Source organism: Amycolatopsis balhimycina FH 1894 (genome assembly GCF_000384295.1).
GTDB lineage: Bacteria > Actinomycetota > Actinomycetes > Mycobacteriales > Pseudonocardiaceae > Amycolatopsis > Amycolatopsis balhimycina.
This window is the reverse complement of record NZ_KB913037.1, coordinates 1,370,257-1,386,730: the sequence shown is the minus strand read 5'-3', so window position 1 is coordinate 1,386,730 and position 16,474 is coordinate 1,370,257. Positions and strand designations below refer to the sequence as shown.

General features: G+C 72.8%; 17 protein-coding genes. 3 read left to right on the top strand and 14 right to left on the bottom strand.

Translation table 11 applies throughout. The features are described 5' to 3' along the window. Positions 1–119 precede the first annotated feature (119 nt). From A3CE_RS0105455 to A3CE_RS0105445, 3 genes are all read left to right on the top strand, one after another. Positions 120–812: an AzlC family ABC transporter permease gene (locus tag A3CE_RS0105455; RefSeq protein ID WP_020639057.1), complete on the top strand. Its 693-nt coding sequence runs from the start codon at positions 120–122 to the stop codon at positions 810–812. Beyond that, complete coding sequence (locus A3CE_RS0105450) at positions 809–1,129, top strand: AzlD domain-containing protein (protein ID WP_020639056.1); 321 nt, start codon at positions 809–811, stop codon at positions 1,127–1,129. The genes A3CE_RS0105455 and A3CE_RS0105450 overlap by 4 nt, the downstream gene beginning before the upstream one ends. A 533-nt stretch (positions 1,130–1,662) precedes the next feature. Continuing rightward, complete coding sequence (locus A3CE_RS0105445) at positions 1,663–2,589, top strand: LysR family transcriptional regulator (RefSeq protein WP_020639055.1); 927 nt, start codon at positions 1,663–1,665, stop codon at positions 2,587–2,589. Between the two features lie 75 nt (positions 2,590–2,664). Here the strand turns inward: A3CE_RS0105445 and A3CE_RS50230 are convergent, their stop codons facing one another. The 14 genes from A3CE_RS50230 to A3CE_RS0105375 form a co-directional block, all read right to left on the bottom strand. Beyond that, positions 2,665–3,255 carry a flavin reductase family protein gene (locus A3CE_RS50230; RefSeq protein WP_245589436.1) on the bottom strand — a complete coding sequence of 197 codons (591 nt, stop codon included), beginning with the start codon at positions 3,253–3,255 and terminating at the stop codon, positions 2,665–2,667. A gap of 26 nt (positions 3,256–3,281) precedes the next feature. After that, positions 3,282–4,799, bottom strand: coding sequence for an amino acid adenylation domain-containing protein (locus A3CE_RS0105435; RefSeq protein ID WP_020639053.1), 1,518 nt, complete (start codon positions 4,797–4,799; stop codon positions 3,282–3,284). A gap of 5 nt (positions 4,800–4,804) precedes the next feature. After that, positions 4,805–5,734 carry a hypothetical protein gene (locus A3CE_RS0105430; protein ID WP_020639052.1) on the bottom strand — a complete coding sequence of 310 codons (930 nt, stop codon included), beginning with the start codon at positions 5,732–5,734 and terminating at the stop codon, positions 4,805–4,807. A gap of 17 nt (positions 5,735–5,751) precedes the next feature. Next, positions 5,752–6,381 (bottom strand): 4'-phosphopantetheinyl transferase family protein, encoded by a 630-nt coding sequence (locus A3CE_RS0105425; protein ID WP_020639051.1) that lies wholly within the window; start codon positions 6,379–6,381, stop codon positions 5,752–5,754. Between the two features lie 68 nt (positions 6,382–6,449). Then, positions 6,450–7,529 (bottom strand): acyl-CoA dehydrogenase family protein, encoded by a 1,080-nt coding sequence (locus A3CE_RS0105420; RefSeq protein WP_245589435.1) that lies wholly within the window; start codon positions 7,527–7,529, stop codon positions 6,450–6,452. Beyond that, complete coding sequence (locus A3CE_RS0105415) at positions 7,522–8,673, bottom strand: acyl-CoA dehydrogenase family protein (protein WP_020639049.1); 1,152 nt, start codon at positions 8,671–8,673, stop codon at positions 7,522–7,524. Before A3CE_RS0105415 ends, A3CE_RS0105420 begins: the two co-directional genes overlap by 8 nt. Next, positions 8,670–8,921 carry a phosphopantetheine-binding protein gene (locus A3CE_RS0105410; protein ID WP_026468174.1) on the bottom strand — a complete coding sequence of 84 codons (252 nt, stop codon included), beginning with the start codon at positions 8,919–8,921 and terminating at the stop codon, positions 8,670–8,672. The genes A3CE_RS0105415 and A3CE_RS0105410 overlap by 4 nt, the downstream gene beginning before the upstream one ends. 11 nt (positions 8,922–8,932) lie before the next feature. Beyond that, positions 8,933–10,216 carry a type III PLP-dependent enzyme domain-containing protein gene (locus tag A3CE_RS0105405; RefSeq protein ID WP_020639047.1) on the bottom strand — a complete coding sequence of 428 codons (1,284 nt, stop codon included), beginning with the start codon at positions 10,214–10,216 and terminating at the stop codon, positions 8,933–8,935. Continuing rightward, a complete protein-coding gene (locus A3CE_RS0105400; RefSeq protein WP_020639046.1) occupies positions 10,200–11,702 on the bottom strand; it encodes a class I adenylate-forming enzyme family protein in 1,503 nt (500 codons plus the stop codon). The genes A3CE_RS0105405 and A3CE_RS0105400 overlap by 17 nt, the downstream gene beginning before the upstream one ends. Then, positions 11,699–12,805 (bottom strand): acyl carrier protein, encoded by a 1,107-nt coding sequence (locus tag A3CE_RS0105395; protein ID WP_020639045.1) that lies wholly within the window; start codon positions 12,803–12,805, stop codon positions 11,699–11,701. The genes A3CE_RS0105400 and A3CE_RS0105395 overlap by 4 nt, the downstream gene beginning before the upstream one ends. Beyond that, the gene (locus A3CE_RS0105390) at positions 12,795–14,147 is read right to left on the bottom strand and encodes a TrpB-like pyridoxal phosphate-dependent enzyme (RefSeq protein WP_020639044.1); all 1,353 of its coding nucleotides are present in this window, start codon (positions 14,145–14,147) and stop codon (positions 12,795–12,797) included. Before A3CE_RS0105390 ends, A3CE_RS0105395 begins: the two co-directional genes overlap by 11 nt. Further along, on the bottom strand, positions 14,147–14,434 hold the full coding sequence (locus A3CE_RS0105385) for an acyl carrier protein (protein WP_020639043.1): 288 nt from the start codon (positions 14,432–14,434) through the stop codon (positions 14,147–14,149). The genes A3CE_RS0105390 and A3CE_RS0105385 overlap by 1 nt, the downstream gene beginning before the upstream one ends. Beyond that, positions 14,431–15,186 (bottom strand): alpha/beta fold hydrolase, encoded by a 756-nt coding sequence (locus A3CE_RS0105380; protein ID WP_020639042.1) that lies wholly within the window; start codon positions 15,184–15,186, stop codon positions 14,431–14,433. The genes A3CE_RS0105385 and A3CE_RS0105380 overlap by 4 nt, the downstream gene beginning before the upstream one ends. Next, a complete protein-coding gene (locus A3CE_RS0105375; RefSeq protein WP_020639041.1) occupies positions 15,186–16,451 on the bottom strand; it encodes a glutamate-5-semialdehyde dehydrogenase in 1,266 nt (421 codons plus the stop codon). The genes A3CE_RS0105380 and A3CE_RS0105375 overlap by 1 nt, the downstream gene beginning before the upstream one ends. Positions 16,452–16,474 lie beyond the last annotated feature (23 nt).

Below are 16,474 nucleotides of genomic sequence, written 5' to 3'. Positions count from 1 at the left end.
TCAGCGGAAAATACCAGGTGATTCGAGGTTTATTCAAAGAAATGCTGGGTACGACCACGCTCTCGGGTTACCACCAGACGGCTTTGCTAGTAACGTCGAGGTGTGCCGACTCCGAGGAGATGAGCTTCGTGACCGAAACGACCACCGAACCCCGTTCGCCGGCCCAGGTCGTGCGCCCGGTGCTGCCGGTGGCCGCGGCCGACCTGGCGGACGGCATGGCGTTCGGCGCGCTCGCGGCTTCCGTCGGCATGGGTGTGCTGGCCCCGGTGGCCATGTCGCTGCTGGTGTTCTCCGGCAGCGCCCAGTACGGCGCGGTGGCCGTCATCGCGCAGCACGGCTCGGTCTGGGCCGCGGTCGGCGCGGCGGCCGCGCTCAACGCGCGTTACCTGCTGATGGGCACCACGATCGCCCCGGCGCTGACCGGCTCCGCCTGGTCGCGGGCGGGGACGGCGCTGCTGATCACCGACGGCTCGTGGGCGATCGCCCAGCGCGGGGAAGGGCGTTACGACCTGCGGACCCTGCGCGTGGCCGGGTTGCTGTGCCTGTGCGGCTGGACCATCGGGACCGGGCTGGGCGCCGTCCTCGGCGACGCCATCGGCGATCCGGGACGGCTCGGGCTGGACGCCGCCTACCCGGTGTTCTTCCTCGGCCTGCTGCGCCAGCACCTGAAGAACGTGCGCGCGTGGGGCCTGGCGGTGCTCGGCGTCGTCACCGCGGCCGCGCTGGTCTTCTGGGCGCCGCCGGGTATCCCGGTGCTGGTGGCCGGGGCCGCGGGCGCCGTGGCGGGGGCGATCCTGGGGGTGCGGCGATGACGTACCACTGGACGATCGTGCTGGCGCTCGGCGTCACCGCGTTCACGTTGCGGGTGGTGGTGCCGCTGGCCGCGGGCGGCCGGGAGCTGCCCACCTGGCTTCGCAACGCGCTGACCTGCGCGACTCCGGCCCTGATCGCCGGCTTGGTGGTCACCCTGCTGTGGCCGTCCTCGGGTGACGTGTCCTCGATGCGGACGCTCACCGCGCTCGCGGGGGTCGGCGCCGGGGTCGTCCTGCTGGCGGCCAAGCGGTCCATCCTGACCGCGATGATCGGCGCCGCGGTGGTGACCGCCCTGCTGCGGCTGGCGTTCGGCTGATTCCTTTGTCTCGCGCGGAAGCGCTATCGGAAATCGCAGAAGGAAATGCCGGAGATCGAGAAATGAGTGTTTTCCGCAGGTATGGTGATTGAGGTGGCGAGTGCGTCACTGGTCTCTTGGAGTGAAGAACCCGCTGAACCGGCCACGTTCGGTGAGTAGTGTCCCCTTGTTTGCTGCCCGATAGAGCCAGTTTGTCGGTCATTGCCCGGTGGTATTCACAGTGAGTGGCGCGCAATGACTTCGGCGCCACTCGAAGGGGCGTCGATCGGGGGAACATCGCAGTGAAAGGTGTCGTGCCGACAGTGTGGATCCGGCAACCGGGAGGGCTCGTGTCCGGGACCGAGTTGTTCTACGACAGTGGGATTTCGACTGGGATTTCGACTGGGAGAACGGCCCTACCGGCCGATCGGGGTGCCCACCGGCAGAACGCCGCGGACCCGCGAAAACTCCCTCCGCCCCGCGCGGGAGACACCGGCGAGGACGCGGGGATCGCCCCCCGTGCCGCCCACCTGGGCCGGTGGTGATCCGCAGCTGTGGACACCGCATCGCTTGACACGTTCCTCACCGTGGCGGAGCAGTCGAGTTTCACCAAGGCCGCCAGCGACCTGAACCTCGCCCAGCCGACGGTCACCGCCCGGATCAAGAAACTGGAGCGCGACCTCGCCTGCGACCTGTTCAACCGCAGGGGTGCGCTCATCCGGCTCACCACGGCCGGCCAGCGGTTCCGGCGCTACGCGCACAAGATCGTGAAGCTGAGCCGGATGGCGGAAGAGACCGTGCTCGAGGCGGGGAGCGCCCCCGGTGACGCGCTGACGGTCGCCGCGGACAGCGGCCTCACCACCTACCGGCTGGTGCCGATCGTCGAGTACCTGTACCGGCGGTATCCCGACCTGGCACTGGAGATCCGGCCGCTGGAAGCCAGTCCGTGGACCCGGCTCGGCGACTCCGACGTCGACTGCGCGTTCTTCATCGACGTCTGCGCGTCCTCGCCGAGGGCCGATTCGACCCTGCTGTGCCCGGAGCCGCTCGTGGTGGTCGCCGACCGGGACGGGCCGCTGGCCCAGGAGCCGGTGACGACCCCGCAGCTGGCGAAGCAGCCCCTGCTGTGCGCACACCGGGGAAGTGGCTATCAGCGCATGTTCGAGCGGACGCTGGGCGCCGCCGGCGACACCGGGGTCCGGGCGTTGTCCTTCGGCTCGGTCGACGCGGTGAAACGCGCGTTGACCGCGGGGCTGGGCGTCTCGCTGCTGCCCCGGCTCAGCGTCGCCGCGGAACTGGCGGAGGGCCGGCTGACCGAGGTGCCGTGGACGGCGCCCTTCCAGGTCTTCACCCAGGTCGCCTGGCACCGCGAGATCCGCAATGACCCCCGGTTCTCGGTCCTGCTCGACGCGGCGGCCCGCGCGACCGCCGAACAGGTCGCGGACGCGGGAACGCGCCCGGCCCGCCGGTCCACCTCCTAGCGGCAACGCCGTGAAGGCCACCTTGAGGAACTTGAAGTTCCTCAAGGTGGCCTTCACGGCGTTTGCCACGGACCGTCAGGCGCCGAGCGGGTACTGCTCTCGTCCGTAGAGCACCGTCGGCGCCGCGTTCGTGTCCCGCAGCCAGACCACCTTGCCGACGACCACGGTGTGGTCCAGCAGGGTCGCGGTGTCACCCACCTCGCAGACCAGCGCCATGCCCGCGGCGGACAGCACCGGAGTCCGGCGCTCGGCCCGCCACGGCACCCCGGCGAACCGTTCGGCCGGGGTGCCGGTGGCGAACTTGCGGGTCAGCGCCCGCTGCGACCAGGACAGGGTGTTGACGGCGAATCGCCCGGCGTCGAGGATGGCCGCGAGGGTCCGGCTGTGGCTGCCCAGCGACACCAGCACGCTCGGGGTGTCGGCCGACAGTGACATCACCGCGTTGGCCGTGCACCCCACGGGAGCGTCGTCGGTGACGGTGGTCAGCACCGTGACTCCGGTCGGCAGCTTCGCGATCGCCCGGCAGAACCCTTCCGTGGGCACCAGTCCCGGGTCCGGTGGGCCCTGCGCCGAAGCCTCCCCGACCGGATTTCCTTGCGCCGCCTGGCTTTCCGCGGGCAAGCACGCGGTGCGGAGTGGCGGCTGGGTGACGTGTGCGGTTCCCATGCTCTTCCCTTCCGGGGGTGTGGTGGTCATCCGCGCTGCCCGATCGCTTCCGCGGTGAGGGCCGAGCGGTCGATCTTGCCGTTGACGTTGAGCGGCAGCGTGTCCAGCACGCTGAGCCGGCGGGGCACCATGTACCCGGGCAGCCGGCCGGCGACGGCGGCGAGCAACTCGTCGGGGTCGAGGCCCTGGCCCGTGCACACCGCTTCGAGCTCGGTGGTGCCGCCGCTGCCGGGCAGGGCGAGCACGATCGCGTCCCGCACCGCCTCCTGGTCCCGCAGCACGGCCTCGATCTCGCCGAGCTCCACGCGGTAGCCCTGGACCTTCACCTGCTGGTCCGACCGTCCCATGTGGACGAGTGAACCGTCCTGCCAGGACACTCGGTCCCCGGTGCGGTACCAGGCGTCGTCGTCGAGTTCGTCGTCCGGGCCGTGCGGCCGCGCTGTCTCGTCGCCCGGGCCGAAGTGGTAGAAGCGGCCTTCGTTGGCGGCCGGGTCGAGGTAGCCGGGGAACCGCTGGGGCCCGCGCGCGCAGAGTTCTCCTTCGACGGCGGGCCGCCCCTGCTCGTTGAGCACGATGTGGTTGACACTGGGGTAGAGCCGGCCGATCGGCACGGTCCCGTTCGCGGTGACCGGCCAGTCCGCCGGATCGGCAGGCAGCCGGAACTCCGCGCAGCTGATGGTCAGTTCCGTGGGGCCGTAGAGGTTCTCCACGACACCGCCGGGGGCGGCGCGCTGCCAGGCCTCGGCCTGCTGCGTCGTCAGCGGTTCACCGCAGAACAGGCTCCAGCGCAGCGAAGGCATGCTGCCGGGCCGCAGGCTGCGCAGGCGCTGGGCGTACGACACCATCGACGGCACGGCGAACCAGTGGGTGAGCTGCTTCTCCGCGACGAACCGCACCGGCGCGAGCAGGTCCTCACGGCTGGGGACGACGAGCGTCGCGCCACCGGCCCAGGCGGTGAACATGTCGAACACCGACAGGTCGAAGGTCAGGTCGAAGGTCTGGGAGACGCGGCTGCCCGGCGCCATGCCGTACCGCGGCACGACGTGGCCGAGGTAGGCGCAGACGTTGCGGTGCCGGATCGGCACGCCCTTGGGCTGCCCGGTCGAGCCCGACGTGAACAGGATGTAGGCCAGGTCCCCGGTCCGGGACTCCGGCGGTGTGCGCGGGGAGCCGTCCCCGGGTTCGGCCATCACCAGTTCGGGCACGCCGAGGCCGGCGCGGGCGTCTTCGGTGAGGAGCAGGTCCAGGCCGGCGGCCTCGGCGATCATGCGGTTGCGCTCGGTGGGGAAGGCGGGGTTGAGCGGCACGACGGTGCTGCCGAGCCGTTGCGCGGCGAGGTAGCCGGCGTAGGTGAGGACGCTGCGTTCGGCCAGCACGCCGATCCGGGCGGGCACGGCCCCCAGCGCGTCGACGGCCTCGGCCGCGATGTGCCCGGCGAGATCCCGCAGTTCGGCGTAGGTCAGGGTGCGCGCGCCGACTTCGAGCGCCGGGGCGTCGGCGTGCTCCGCGGCCGACGCGGCGAACCACTGGTACAGGGTTTTCATCGTGCTCAAGCCTCCTCGGTGGTCGTCTTTTCGCTGGCGTGCAGCAGGTCGTCGAAGGTCCGTTTCAGCAGTCCGGCCCGTGGCCTGCCGCGGGCGGCGGACTCGGCGGCGAACCGGACGACCTTGGGCAGCTCGCCCCAGCAGACGGCGGCCGCGGCGGCGTCCTCCGCGCAGATCTCGCCGTTCGCGGCGAGCACGCCGAGGCGGTAGGTGTAGTGCCTGCTCGCCGCCCACAGGTCGTCGCCGTAGCGGGCCGCGGCGGTCTCGTCCTCGGCCAGCACGTCGCTGACGCGTCCGAGCACCTCGGGCAGGCCGCAGATCCAGTCGCCCGGGGTGGCCGGGACTTCGCCGGTGGTGCGCGCCAGCCAGCGGAACTCCTCCGCGTGCACCGGCTCCACGGCGGCGCCCAGCGCGTGGCGGTCGCGGTTGGCGATCTCCGCCGGCCACGGGGCGTGCGGGGTCAGCGCGCGCTCCAGCGCGGCCTCGTTCAGCCAGCCGAGGAAGGGTTCCTGCGCGCCGAGCGGGGTCAGCGCGCTGAAGTGGTCGGCTACCAGCCACTGTTCGTCGCGCCGGTCGAGCAGCAGCAGCCAGTGCGGCGAGTGCGCGGTCTCGTGCGCGGGGGACCAGGGCAGGTGGAAGGTGTCGGCGACGGTCAGCACCCGCCCCGAGCGGGCGAGTTCGGCGTCGAGACCGGCGGCGGCCGTCGTCCAGTTCGCCGCGCCGCGGTAGCCGAGCGGGTCGTGCGCGGTCCCGCCGTCGATGCGGGTGTGCTGGGAGAAGACCAGGTCCGCGGAGCCGCCGTCGAGGACTGCGAGGCGCACGGCGTGCGCGAAGCGGGTCTTCGCGCCGGGTTCGTCGGTTTCGAGGTAGGCCACCAGGTTGGTGGTGTAGCAGCTGAGTTCCGGGACTACGTCCGGGGCGTTGATGAGGTGCATGTCGGCCTCCGTGGGGATCATCGGTGGGGGAAGGCGCAGCTGAGCGGCACGGGTGACCGGGTTCGCAGGCTCAGCCACGCGAACCGGCCCCAGCGCCCGGACACCGCGCCGGGCGGGACGTCGATCGACCAGGGCCGCCCGGCCAGGCCCGTGCCGGCGGCCTTGACGCACGCCTCCTGCACGGACCACACCCAGGCGAACTCCCAAGCCCGCCGGGCACGCGGCAGCGCGGCGACCTCCGGAGCATGCTCACCGAGGCACCGGCGCACGGCCGCGTCGGTCAGTTGTTCAGGCGGCAGCTGGACGTCGACGCCCACGTCCCCGTGCGCGCACACCGCCACGGCGATCCGGTCCCCGTCGTGGGAGATCGTGATGCCGGGCAGCGCGAGGTCCGGCGTGCCGCCGGGGTCCAGCCGCGGTTTCCCGGCCGGGTCGGTCCGGACGGGCAGCGCGGCCAGGCTGGGACGCACCCGCCGCAGCAGGCGCCGGAGAAGGTACCGGCCGGCGAGGAACTCCGGTCGGCGCCAGCCCGGCCGGGTGCGGGCGTCGGCGAGATCGTCGGCGAGGGCGGGTGGATCGCCGAAGTCGGCGCGAGTGGCCGACGCGACCCAGACGCCGGGGGCGACTTCGGTGCCGTCGACGGTCATCTCCGGGAGACCGCCCCCCGCGCCACTTTCCCGTGAAAGTGGCGCTTTCGGGACGGAGCTCGGGGGGTTCATGCGCGCAGTTCCTTCAGCACCGTCTCGGCGCCGTCGGCGACCGCGCCGAGCATCAGCTCCGTCACGCCGCCGCCGATGCCGAACACCGCCGCCTCCGCGCGTTCCAGCTGCAGGCCGTCGTCGGCGAAACCGTTCGCGCCCTGCCACTTCGCGCAGCGGGACAGCACCTCGTCCGCCGTGAGGCCGACCGCGGCCTTCAACATCGCCGCGCTCGTCAGGTCGTGTTCCTCCACGACCCGTTCGCCCAGTGCTTCGTACAGCGCTCGCAGTTCGCGTACCCGCACCAGGCAGCCCGCGAACTCCTGGCGGACCGAATCGTGGTCCCACAGCGCGCGCCCGTCGATCTCGCGCCGGGTCAGCTCTGTTCTCGTCCGCTCCAGCACCCGGCTCGTGAGCGCCGTCGCCCACTGGGCGCCGGCGAGCCGTTCGGTGCCCATGTGCCGGGCGAACAGGGCCAGCCCGCGGCCCGGCCGGCCGACGACGGCCGAGGCGGGCAGCCGGACCCCGGAGAACTCGACGTGCCCGATGCCCGCTCCCGCGAGCAACGTGGTCGTCGCGGGTGAGACCCGGACCCCCGCCGCGTCCGCCGGGACCAGGACCCACGTGAACGCCGTGAAGTGCCGTCCCGGCCGGTGGCGGGCCAGCACCAGGAAGTACGCCGCGCGGGTCGCCGTCGTCACCCACCGCTTCGCGCCCTCGAGCCGGACGGAGTCCTCGTCGATCTCGACCTCCGTGCCCAGCCCGGTGAGGTCCGACCCGGCCGCCGCGGCGTCCGTCGCGGCCAGCGCGACCTCGCACTCGCCGGCGACGACCCGGTCGAACGCCGGCCCCGTCGCGGTGGCCAGGATCGGCAGCGCGCTCGCCGACTGCACCAGCACGCTCAGCGTGATCCCGTTGTCCGCCCGGGCGTCGACCGCGCGCAGCGTGGCGCCCAGCCGGTCCGGGTCGGCGATCAGCCCCGCGGGCGTGCGCCGCCGGTACTGCTCCCGTAGCACGCCGGCCGAGCCGAGCTGTTGCCACACCCGGCCGCCGCCCGCGGAAGAATCCACAGTGGACAGGACCGCTGACTCAGGCAAAACGCACCTCCCGGTCGAGCAGGGCCAACCGGCCGTCGGCGAGGTGCAGCCGGTCGTTGCTGTAGTTCAGCACCGCCGAGCGCAGGTCCCGCAGCGCCTGCTCGAGCCGCGTGGGCGAGTCGCGCAGGTAGCCGTGGCGCATCCCGACGGCGTCGACCAGCTCGTCGACGGCGCGGTAGCACTCCTCGGCCGCGGTGATCTTCACGGCGTTGATCAGCAGCTGCACCTTGGGCGCGCTGAGGTCCGCGGTGGTCTCGACCACCTGGCGGGCGTGCCCGATCAGCGCGTGCACGGTGTCCAGCCGCTGGCGCGACCGCGACAGCCGCGTCAGCAGCAGCTCCGAGTTCAGGTCCGTCTTGCCGCGGCTGCCGCGCAAGGAGGTGATCACCCGGGACAGCGCGCCGGCCGCCGTGCCCAGCCAGCAGGACGCCCAGCCGAGGTGGGCCAGCGGGCCGAACACGGTCGTGACGATCGTGTGGAAGTCACCGTGGCGCCCGACGACCTGGTGCGCGGGCAGCCGCCCGCGCAGCTTCAAGGCCCCGCTGTCGCTGGCCCGCATGCCCAGCGGGTTCCAGCCGCCGGCCGGCTCGATCTCCAGCTGCCCGCGGGCGGCGTAGACCAGCGACACCTGGTTGTCCGCTTCCGCGTCCGGGGCGCGCATCGTGATGAGGAACCCGTCCGCGTGCCGGCCCCCGGTGACGATCGGGGCGAAGCGGTCGACGAGCAGTTCGCCTTCGCTCCAGGCCGCGGCGGACTCGGCGGTCAGCAGGTGCCCGCCCTTGCCCGCCTCGGTGGTGACCGAGCCGAGGTAGAGCCGGCCCGCGGCGATCTCGGGCAGCAGTTCCGCGCGCAACCTGCCTTCGGCGTGCGCGAGCACGGCCGCGACCTGCTGGCAGTGCATGGCGAAGATCATCGCCAGGGACATGTCGACCCGGCCCAGCTCGGTGCTGGTCTCGAGGACGTCGGCCAGCGAGCCGCCGAGCCCGCCGTCCTCGGCGGGGACGAGCAGCCCGAGCAGGCCGGTGGCACGCAGCTCGTCGAGCGCCTGCACCGGGAACGCGGCGTCGTCGTCGGCCTGGCGGACGTGCTCCTCGGCGACCTTGGTCACGCGCCCGACGAGTTCGGCGAGCGGGGCGGTGGTCATGACGAGACCTCCTGGCGCTCCAGCTGGGCGTGCACCGCGTTCCACAGGGTGGCGCCGGTGGCGAAGGTGGCGTCGGTGATGTCCTCGTCCGGCAGGGAGACGCCGAAGACGTCCTCGATCTCGAACAGGACGTTGATCGACTGCATCGAGTCCAGCCCGCGCTCGCGCAGCGAGTCGTCCGGGCCGAGCTCTCGGCCGTTGAGGAACTTGAGGTAGGGGGTGAGCAGTTCGGCCATGCGGGGGTCCATTTTTTCGCTCCTCATACTCGGTCCGCCGAAGCGGGGTCAGTGGTCCTGACCAGTTCCACGCGCGAGGTCCGCGCGGGGGCGCCGGGGCGGTCGCCGTCGACGACGACCTCCGCCGGCAGGGGGTGGCCCAGGAAGGCGACGAGGCTGGCGCAGAGCCCGTAGGCGCCGACGTTCGGCACCGCGACCAGGTCGCCGGGGTTCAGCTCGGGCAGCCGGGCGCCGCGGGTCCAGGTGTCCAGCGGCGTGCACAGCGGACCGGCGACGAGCGCGTCGAGCACGTCCGGGCCGGCCGGGCCGAGCAGGCGGGGCGCGAGCGGGGGCAGCCGCCGCATCCCCGACATGCCGCCGAGGTGGTTGATGCCGGACTCCAGCACCACGATGTCCTTGTCGTGCGAGCGTTTGACGTCCAGCACCGCCGTGACGAGGGTGCCCGCCGTGCCGACCAGGTACCGGCCGGACTCGAACACCACCTCCGGGCCCTGCTCGCGCCAGCCCGGCAGTTCCTCGCCGAGCAGCGCTTCGAGCCCTTCACACAGGCCGGGCAGTTCGATCGCGGTGCCGTCCTTCGCGAACGGGGCGCCGAAACCGCCGCCGAGGTCGAGGGTCCGGAAGCGGACCCCGTGCGGTGCCAGGGCTTCCCGCAGCCGCGCGGCGGTGCCCAGCGCGCGGCGGAACTGCCCGAGCAGGTCGTCGACGGCGGTGAGGTTGGTGCCCATGTACAGGTGCAGCCCGGACGCCTCGGCGTGCTCGCCCCCGGCGAAGCGGGCGGGCTCGGCGAGGATCCAGCCGGTGTCGGCGCCGAACTGCGAGGGCACCCCGGTCATCGCCAGGCCCTGGCCCGGCACCGGCTGGTCGTCGTTGACGCGCAGCAGGTAGCGAGCGCGGACCCCGGCCTCGCCGGCGAGCCGGTCGAGCTGGGCGACGGCGTGCGGGGAGTCCACGGAGAACTCCCGCACCCCGGCCCGCAGCGCGCACTCGATTTCGGCGTCCCGCTTCGCCGGTCCGGTGTAGAGCACCTGCGCGCCCGTCCAGCCGGCTTCGAGCGCGGCCCGCAGCTCGCCGGAGGAGCAGACCTCCGGGCGGGCACCGGCTGCGCGCAGCGTGCTCAGCACGTCCGGGTGCGGGTTGGCCTTCAGCGAGTACAGCAGCCCGGTGCCGTCGGGCAGGGCACTGTCGAGACGCCGGTGGTTGCGGCGGACCTCGGCCAGGTCGTAGACGTAGGCGGGGGTGGGCATCCCGGCGAGTTCGCCGGGCAGTTCCGCGAGCGCCGGGTGACGCTCATCGAGCAGCTCCACTGGACACCTCCTCGGCCATCGACGCCAGTGCCTTGCGGTCGACCTTTCCGTTTCCGGTCAAGGGAAGCGCCTCCACCCGCAGGCAGCTCGCCGGGATCTTGAACTCTTCGATCCGGGTACGCATCCCGTCGAGCACGCCCTCTGCGGCCAGCTCGCCGGTGACGAACAGCCACGCCGGGCGGGTGTCCTTCGGGACCAGCACCGCGGCTTCGCGGACACCGGGCACGCCGCGCGCGGCGGTCTCGACCTCGGTCGCGCTGACGCGGAACCCGCGCTCCTTGTAGATGTCGTCGCGGCGGCCGTCGAAGTAGAGGTAGCCCTCCTCGTCGAGCCGGCCGTAGTCGCCGGTGCGCAGTTCCGGGAACAGGCCGTCCACGCGCGGGAACTTCTGCGCGGTGAGCTCCGGGCGGCGCCAGTACCCGGCCATGACGTTCGGGCCGCGCACCACGATCTCGCCGATCTCCCCGGCCGGCAGCCGCTCACCGGACTCGCCGATGACGAAGACCTCCGTGCCGGGCAGCGCCTTGCCGCTGGAACCGGGCCGCTCGAGATCGCCGTCCACCGGCATGATGGTGGCGCGCTTGCACTCGGTCAGCCCGAACATCAGCTGCACGCGCAGGCCGGGAATGGCTTCGCGCAAGGACTCCAGCGTGCCCGTCGGCATCGCCGCGCCGGTGTTGGTGAGCAGCCGCAAGGCCGGCGCGGGCTTCGGGCGGCGCCGCAGCAGCGCGCTGAGCGCCTCGGCGACGGCCGGGACGGCGGGCAGCACGGTCGCGTTCGCGCGCACCAGGTTGCCGACCAGCGACGGGCCCACCTCGGTGGGAGCGCCCATGACCAGGTTCGACCCCGCCGCGACGGCCAGGAACACCTGGTACAGCCCGTAGTCGAAGGACAGCGGCAGCGGGCTGTAGACGACGTCGTCGGTGCGGTACTCCAGCACCGAGGAGATCGCCCCGGCGGCGAACAGCAGCTGCTGGTGGGTGCTGACCACGGCCTTGGGCAACGACGTGGTGCCGGAGGTGTAGATCAGGCACACCGGGTCGACCGGCAGCGGGGGAGCGGGCAGTTCGACGTCGTGGTCCGCGCCGGCGGCCAGGTCCTCGACCGAGGCCGCGGGGACGCCGGCCGCTTCGGCCGAGCGCCGCACGTCCTCGTCGCCGGTCACCATCAGCACCGGTTCGGAGTCCGCGAGCACGTGGTCGAGGCTGTTGCCGCGAACCTGTTCGTGCAGCAGGGAAAACGCGACGCCGGCCCGGGCGGCGCCGAAGACCACGGCGGGCAGCAGCGTGCTCGCCGGGGCGTTGATCAGCAGCCGGTCCCCGCGGCGGGCGCCCCGGGCGGCGAGCGCGGCGGCCACGCGGTTCGCGGCGGCGGCGAGTTCGCGGTAGGTCACCGAGGTGTCCCGGCAGGTCAGCGCGGTCCGGTTCGGCCACTGCCGGGCAGCGTGGCCGAGCAGTTCGTGGAGCACGCGTGGTGAGTAGGTCATCGTGTTCCTCCGGCGTCCAGGACGGCGCGGCAGAGGCCGTCGACGTGGGTGAGTTTTTCCGGGACCAGGTCCTCGGCGGCGAATTCGACGCCGAGGTCGCTTTCGATCCGCTCGACGATCTCCATCATCCGGAAGGAGCTGAAGCCGGGGATGTCGCCGAGCGCGTGATCGCCTTCGGCGGGCCCGGTGCCGAGCACGGTCCGGATCACCGCGGCGACGGACTCGCGGACCTCCGGCGGGACCCCGATGGTGTCCACTGTGGACTCCGTGGTGGTTCCGGCGGTGCCTTCGAACGCGGTGTGGTCCGCGGCGAGGCAGTCGGCGAGGCGGCCGAACACCGAACGTGGTTCGTCCCGGCCCGCGGTGACCCGGCGGCTCGCCAGGTAGACCTGCTTGGCGAGCGCGTCCCACTCGGCCAGGTGCGCGTGGACCGCCTCGGTGTCCAGTCCCATCGCGGCGGCGTGCAGGCGGCGGCTGCGGGTGAGCAGCCAGGTCTGCAAGGTCAGCCCCTGCAACGCCCGCACCCGGTCCGGGTGGTCGGCGTAGGTCGCGACGTACGCATGGGCGTCGGCCAGTTCCACCAGCGGCGCGCGTCCGGCCGGGCGGTCCCCGGCGACGATGGCGAACGTCAGCGCGCCTCCGGGAAGTGCTTCGGCGAGTTCCGCGTGGTCCAGCGTCCACCGGCCCGGCCGGGCCGCACCCCACTGGGTGTCGTTGTGGTAGCCGTCCACGACGGTGACGCCGTCTCCGGCCGGCTCGACCAGGAAGCTGTGCTCCAGGTGCTGCTTGCGGTGGTAGGGGACCCAGGGCAGGTGGTAGGCGTCCGCCACCACGTAGCAGCCGGGGCCGGGTTCGAGCTCGTCCGCGGAGGCGATCCGCGCACGCCGGGTGACGCGCAATCCCAGCAGGCCGGCGGATTCGGCCACCTGCGAGTCGACCAGCGGCTCGACGGTGGGTATCCCGTCCGCGCCCGGCCGGGGCCAGAAGCGCAGCACCCGGCCGAGCGCGAGGTGCGTGCCTTCGCCGTGCAGGCGGTCGGCGAGCTCGGCGAGGTTCACCTGGACGCAGTCGAAGAGGCGGTGGTCCAGCGGTTCAGGCACCATGACCACTCCCCGCGATCGCGAGCCCGGGAACGGGCTGCAGCCGGTCCATCGCCGCGTCCAGTGCCTGCTCCGCCGGGGGCTCGTTGCTGAGTTCGCCGTCGGCCAGCTGCTGGTAGGCGGAGAGGTCGAGATAGCCGTGCCCGCTCACGCAGGCGACGACGCCGCGGGAAGACCCGCCGTCCGAGGCCAGCTGGGCGGCGACGGCGAGCGCGTGCCCGGATTCCGGCGCGGGGAGCACCATCTCCGAGCGGGTGAAGACCTGCCCGGCCTCCAGTGCTTCGACCTGCCCGACGGCGCGGGCAGTGACCTGGTCCCGGTGCCGCATGGCGGAGATGACCTTCGCCGCGCCGTGGAAGCGCAGGCCGGCCGAGTGCGAGTCCGGAATCGGGTAGGTACTGCCGATCGTGTACATCGCTTCCATCGGGCTGACGCCGGTGGCGTCGGTCTTGTCGTAGGCGTAGACACCGCGGCTGAGCTTCGGGGTGGTGCTGGACTCCGCGGCCACCAGCCGCGGGCACGCCGTCCCGGTCGCGGCGGCCTCGGCGAAGAACGGCAGGGCGAGCCCGCCGAAGTTCGAGCCGGCGCCGACGCAGCCGACGACACTGTCCACTTCGGCCTCCAGCCCGGCGAGCTGCTCGATGGCCTCCAGTCCGATGACGGACTGGTGCAGGATGCTGTAGGTCTCGCCGCTGCCGATGCAGAACGCGGCCCCTTCGGTGCGTCCGGCGTATTCGACCGCTTCGCCGATGGCCAGGGCGAGGCTGTTCACCCCGCCGCCGGTGCGGGCGGCGACGTCGGTCAGGTCGCTCGGGCTGGCGTGCACGGTGGCGCCCAGAGTCCGCATCAGCGTGCCCCGGTAGGGCTTGCGCTGCAGGCTCGTGCCCACCATGAACACGCGGCAGCGCAGCCCGAACATCGCGCAGGCGGCGGCGAGCGCGGTGCCCCACTGTCCCGCCCCGGTGCCGGTGACCAGTTCCCGGACACCGGCCTTGGCGTAGTAGTAGGCCTGCGCGATGGCGGTGTTCAGCTTGTGGCTGCCGGAGATGTTGCCGCCTTCGTACTTGACGTAGATCGGCACCCGCGCGCCGACGGCTTCCTCGAACCGCCGCGCCCGCCACAGCGGGGTGGGCCGGAAGCTGCGGTAGGCGTCGAGCACCTCGGCGGGGATGTCCCAGAACTCCCGGTTCTGGGTGGACTGGCGCACCAGCGTGAACGGCAGGTTCACCGAAACCCCGGTGTCCGAGCCGCCCGCGGTGGCTTCCGGGCTGCGGTCGGGCGGCAGCGGCTCGTCCAGGTGCGGCAGCACGCTGCGCCAGCTGGTGGGCAGGGATGCGGGGGTCATCACGGCTCCTCCGTCGTCTCGCGGGCGCCTTCGGCGACGACTTCGACGAGGTCGTCGACCGTCTTGAACGTGCGGCCGACGAACAGGTCGTCGGGCAGGGTCACGTCGAGTGCGTCCTCCAGGTGCACGAGCATGCCGACGAAACCCAGCGAGTTGATGCGCAGCAGGTCGCCGTTGAGCGGCTCGTTGTCGGGGATCTCCTCCGGCGCGAGGGAAAGCCGGGATTCGGCGATCACCACGCGCTTGACGGATTCGGAGACCGCCGTGTGGTCTGGTCCGGTCGTCATCGTTGCCCTCCAAGGCATTTCGTGGATCGGTTTCGGTTTCCGGTCAGGAACTCGTCGAGGTGGGCCAGCACGGCCGGAAGCGCTTTCCGGCCGAACACGTCGAAGTGGCCGCAGTCCAGTTCGCGGACCCGCAGCCGCCCGGACAGCCGGGTCCAGTTCTCGACCTGGGTGCGGCGGTGCGGGCTCGCGCAGGCCATCAGCAGCGCGGGGCCCGGGTGGGTGCTGGTCACCTGATGCCGGCCCGACGCGGTGACGTGGGCGTGGGCGGTGGCCTCGGCCCAGCGCTGGTCGCGGGGGGCGACCCTGGCGTGCACCGACCGCATGATCCGCTCGATGACCGCGTCCCGCCGCGCCGTGGTGCCGAACTCGTCCCGGCGGGTGAAGCTGTCGATCATCACCACGGCCGGGGCCGGGCCGGTCGCGGCGAGCCGCGCGCCGAGCTCCCAGGCGAGCACTCCGCCCATCGACCAGCCGACCAGCAGTTCCGGACGGCGGGGCAGCGTGTCCAGCAGCGGCAGGTACCGCTCGGCCATCACCTCGACGTCGTCGTCGGGCCGCTCACCGGCGAACAGGCCGCCGGCGCGGATCCCGCTCACGCCGTGCCGCCGGCCCAGCCGCACGGCCAGCGGGGTGTACGGGCTCAGGCCGCCCCCGCCGGGGTGCACCAGCACCGCTTGCGGGGCCTGCGGCCGCCGGCTGAGCGGGAGCAGCAGCGGCGGCCGCGTCGCCGGAGCCGTCGCCGGGGCCGCCATCAGCTCGCCTCGCGCAGCCGGCCGTTGGCCTCGATCACCCAGCAGTAGTTCACCAGCGCGGCCAGGGTGATCGGCCCGCGGGCGTGCAGCCTGCTGGTGCTGATCGCGATCTCCGAGCCCAGCTCCAGCGTGGGCCCGTCGTTGAGCCGCAGGGAACCGTTGATCACGATGGTGGCCGCGTCCACCCGGTCGGTGAACTCGCCGGTGACCACCGGGTCGGTGGCGGCGATCGCCTCGCTGTGCCCGGAGCCGTGCCGCTGGATGAACTCCACGGCTTCGTCCGGGGAGTCCACGGCCACCACGCCGACGGTGCTGTCGAGGAACTCCCGGCCCAGGTCGTGCTCGGCCAGTGCCTCCACCCGCCACTGCCCGGTGGTTTCCGGCTGCCGGAGCCCCTCGCCGACCCGGATGGTCAGCGGCCTGCCGTCTTGGCGGGCACCGTCGAGCAGTGCCGCCACGAACTCGTCGGCCACCGGCCGGTCGACCAGCGCGATCTCCAGCGAGGTGCACCCGGCCGGGGCGGGCAGCTTGCTGTCCAGCGCGATCGCGACCGCCTGGGCGAGCTCGGCACTGCGGTGCACGTAGAGGTGGTTGACCCCGCCGCCGCTGGCCAGCACCGGGATGGTGCTCGCGCGGTGGCAGTAGTCGATCAGGGACGGGCTCCCGCGGGGGATGAGCACGTCGATCGCGTCGGGACGGCGAAGCAGGTCCCGCAGCAGCGAGCGGCTGGGGTCGTCCAGCACGGTGACCAGGCCCGCGGGCAGCCCCGCGTCCGCCAGTGCGGCGGTGACGGCGGCGCCGAGCGCGGCGTTCGTCCGCGCGATCTCCTTGCCACCACGCAGGATCACCGCGTTCCCGGCCGCCGCGTTGAGCAGCGCGCCTTCGACGGTGACGGTCGGGCGGGCCTCGAAGATCATCAGCACCACGCCCAGCGGCCGCGGCACGCGGTGGCGCACCCCCCAGTCGCCGATCGGGGTGCCCGGCGGGCGGCGGGTCAGCTCCCGCATCTCCCCGGCGACCGTCGACGTAAGGGTCACCAGATCGGCTAGGTGGTCGTCGGTCAGCCGGAGCCGGTCGACGAGCACGGCGGGCAGTCCCGCCTCCCTTGCCCGGCCGACGTCGACGTCGTTCGCCGCGCAGATCCGCGGCCACTCCGTCGTCAGCCGGCGGGCCAGCCCGGTGCAGAAACGCTCGTATGCCTCGTTGCCCAGCGGCGGTGCCGCCACGGTCGCCGCACGGGCGGCGCCGATCATCTTGTCGACCATTGTTCTCCCGACCTCGAACCGGA

What these genes read in the sequence shown, in the direction of transcription:
- A3CE_RS0105455 (WP_020639057.1), top strand. Translation starts at nt 120, where the DNA reads ATGAGCTTCGTGACCGAAACGACCACCGAACCCCGTTCGCCGGCCCAG.
- A3CE_RS0105410 (WP_026468174.1), bottom strand. Translation starts at nt 8,921, where the DNA reads ATGGACCCCCGCATGGCCGAACTGCTCACCCCCTACCTCAAGTTCCTC.
- A3CE_RS0105375 (WP_020639041.1), bottom strand. Translation starts at nt 16,451, where the DNA reads ATGGTCGACAAGATGATCGGCGCCGCCCGTGCGGCGACCGTGGCGGCA.
- A3CE_RS0105430 (WP_020639052.1), bottom strand. Translation starts at nt 5,734, where the DNA reads ATGCACCTCATCAACGCCCCGGACGTAGTCCCGGAACTCAGCTGCTAC.
- A3CE_RS0105415 (WP_020639049.1), bottom strand. Translation starts at nt 8,673, where the DNA reads ATGACCACCGCCCCGCTCGCCGAACTCGTCGGGCGCGTGACCAAGGTC.
- A3CE_RS0105400 (WP_020639046.1), bottom strand. Translation starts at nt 11,702, where the DNA reads ATGACCTACTCACCACGCGTGCTCCACGAACTGCTCGGCCACGCTGCC.
- A3CE_RS0105385 (WP_020639043.1), bottom strand. Translation starts at nt 14,434, where the DNA reads ATGACGACCGGACCAGACCACACGGCGGTCTCCGAATCCGTCAAGCGC.
- A3CE_RS0105450 (WP_020639056.1), top strand. Translation starts at nt 809, where the DNA reads ATGACGTACCACTGGACGATCGTGCTGGCGCTCGGCGTCACCGCGTTC.
- A3CE_RS50230 (WP_245589436.1), bottom strand. Translation starts at nt 3,255, where the DNA reads ATGGGAACCGCACACGTCACCCAGCCGCCACTCCGCACCGCGTGCTTG.
- A3CE_RS0105435 (WP_020639053.1), bottom strand. Translation starts at nt 4,799, where the DNA reads ATGAAAACCCTGTACCAGTGGTTCGCCGCGTCGGCCGCGGAGCACGCC.
- A3CE_RS0105395 (WP_020639045.1), bottom strand. Translation starts at nt 12,805, where the DNA reads ATGGTGCCTGAACCGCTGGACCACCGCCTCTTCGACTGCGTCCAGGTG.
- A3CE_RS0105425 (WP_020639051.1), bottom strand. Translation starts at nt 6,381, where the DNA reads ATGACCGTCGACGGCACCGAAGTCGCCCCCGGCGTCTGGGTCGCGTCG.
- A3CE_RS0105380 (WP_020639042.1), bottom strand. Translation starts at nt 15,186, where the DNA reads ATGGCGGCCCCGGCGACGGCTCCGGCGACGCGGCCGCCGCTGCTGCTC.
- A3CE_RS0105390 (WP_020639044.1), bottom strand. Translation starts at nt 14,147, where the DNA reads ATGACCCCCGCATCCCTGCCCACCAGCTGGCGCAGCGTGCTGCCGCAC.